General features: G+C 54.3%; 1 protein-coding gene. It reads right to left on the reverse strand.

Annotated elements, in window-relative coordinates; genetic code table 11:
• Positions 1 to 41: 41 nt before the first annotated feature.
• On the reverse strand, positions 42 to 2,209 hold a 2,168-nt coding region (locus ACR0P9_RS11340), incomplete at its 5' end, for a heavy metal translocating P-type ATPase (protein WP_432620219.1).

The following is a 2,209-nucleotide window of genomic DNA, read 5'->3' on the forward strand; positions in this document are numbered from 1 at the left end:
AAAGACCGCCGAGCCTGCGCCCGACGGTCTAAAAAAATCTTTTATTGTTTGCTGTAAAGCGTGCGAATCGAGTTGAGAACACACAGAATGGCAACACCGGTATCCGCAAAGACAGCCAACCACATGGACGCAATGCCCAGTAGGCCGAGTACCATGACGGCAATCTTGATAACCAAAGCAAAGACGATGTTTTCCTTCGCAATGCGAGCGGTCTTTCTCGCCAGCGCAATCGCCTTCGGAATCGCAGACAGCTCACCGGTCATAAATACGACATCTGCCGCTTCAATCGCTGCATCTGCGCCGGTTCCCATTGCCGCACCGACATCCGCGCCAGCGAGTACCGGTGCATCGTTGATGCCGTCACCGACAAACATAACCGGACCGTATTTTTCTCGAATGTTCTGCAGGCAGCTGACCTTATCCTGCGGCAGAAGCTGTGCATGAATATCTTGTACGCCAGCCTCTGCGGCAATCGCCTCTGCGCTCTCCTGCGCATCGCCGGTCAGCATTGCGGACACAACGCCCTGCTGCTTCATCTTTGCCAGAGCAGCAGCGGCATCTTCCTTGATGGTATCCGAAATGCAGATGCGTCCGGCAAATTTTCCATCACGCGCCAGATAAATGATGGTTGCGCCGCCAACTGCCGGAAGCTGCGGCAGGTTAACCTGATAGCTGTCCATGAGCTTCTTGCCGCCGCACAGCAGCTGTACACCATTCACATCCGCACAAATGCCATGACCGGCAACTTCCTTGATGTCATGCGGCTGCGGAACGTCCAGACCGCGCTCCTTGGCAGCAGATACAATGCTGACGCCAATCGGATGCGTCGAGGAGGTCTCACAAGCTGCTGCCAGCTCAAGCAGCTCCTGTTCACTCATTCCCTCTGCCGGTTCCAAAGCGGTTACGGTAAACGTACCCTTGGTGATGGTACCGGTCTTATCCAGGGCAACTGCCTTGACATCAGCCAGTGCTTCCAGCGAAACGCCGCCCTTGAACAGAATATTGCTCTTGGACGCTGTGCCGATGCCCGCAAAGAATGCCAGCGGAACGCTGAGCACCAGTGCGCACGGGCAGCTGATAACCAAGAACGTCAATGCGGTGTAAATCCAATGCATCCAGTTGCCGGTTACCAAAGACGGAATCACTGCGGTCAGAACAGCAATGGCAACGACAATCGGGGTATAGACGCGTGCAAACTTCGTGATAAAGCGGTCAATTTTCGGCTTGCTCGCCGCTGCATTTTCTACAGCATCCAGAATACGGGTTACCATGGACTCAGAAAGCGGTCTGCTCACTTTCATCCGCAGCAAGCCAGAGGCATTGACACAGCCGCTAATCAGCTCATCGCCCTTCTGGACATGAATCGGAACCGGTTCACCGGTGACAGCAGAGGTATCCAAAAAGCTCTCGCCCTCTACTACAACGCCATCCAGCGGCACGCGGTCGCCCGGGCGAACAACCAAAATATCTTCAACTTCGGCTTCTTCTGCCGGAATCGTCTCGATCTTGCCGTCATGCTCCCACTGCACGGTCTCCGGTCGGAGATCGACAGCCTCCATAATCTGACTGCGGCTCTTCTCGACAGCAATATGCTCGAACAGCTCGCCAACCTGGAAGAACAGCATAACGCCGACAGCTTCTGCAAAATCGCCAACGCAGAACGCGCCAATGGTTGCCACAGACATCAAGAAGTTTTCGTCAAAGACATGGCCGCTTGTCAAATTGCGGACTGCTGTCCAAACGACTTCTCTGCCAAGAATCACATAGCCAATCAGATACACGGCCAAATAAGCGGGCATCGGTGCGCCGAAATGGCTCAGTGCAAGGCCAATTGCCATGCACACCGCACCGAGAATCAGCTGAACAATATCTTTCTTGTTGCCGTCGTCTTTTTTCGGTGCTTTTTTCGCCTCTTCCGGCGGGATAATCTGAATATCCGGTTCTACCGCACGGGCGGTCTGTACCATTTTTTCTGCCAGACCGGTATGATCCGGTGCCGTGACGCGCAGCTGCATGGTTGCAAAGGTCAAAACAGCATCCGACACGCCTTCCATGGCGTTAATGCGGCTTTCAATCTTTGCGCCGCAGTTCGCACAATCCAGATTCTCCAGATGATAAATCTTTGTCGTGCCGCCGGTCGTTGCAGAACGCTGCAGCGGTTCTTCGTGCTCATGATGGTGGTCATGTCCACAGCAGCAATCGTCATCGT

Source organism: Butyricicoccus sp. (assembly GCF_050872565.1).
Taxonomy (GTDB): Bacteria; Bacillota; Clostridia; order Oscillospirales; family Butyricicoccaceae; genus Butyricicoccus_A.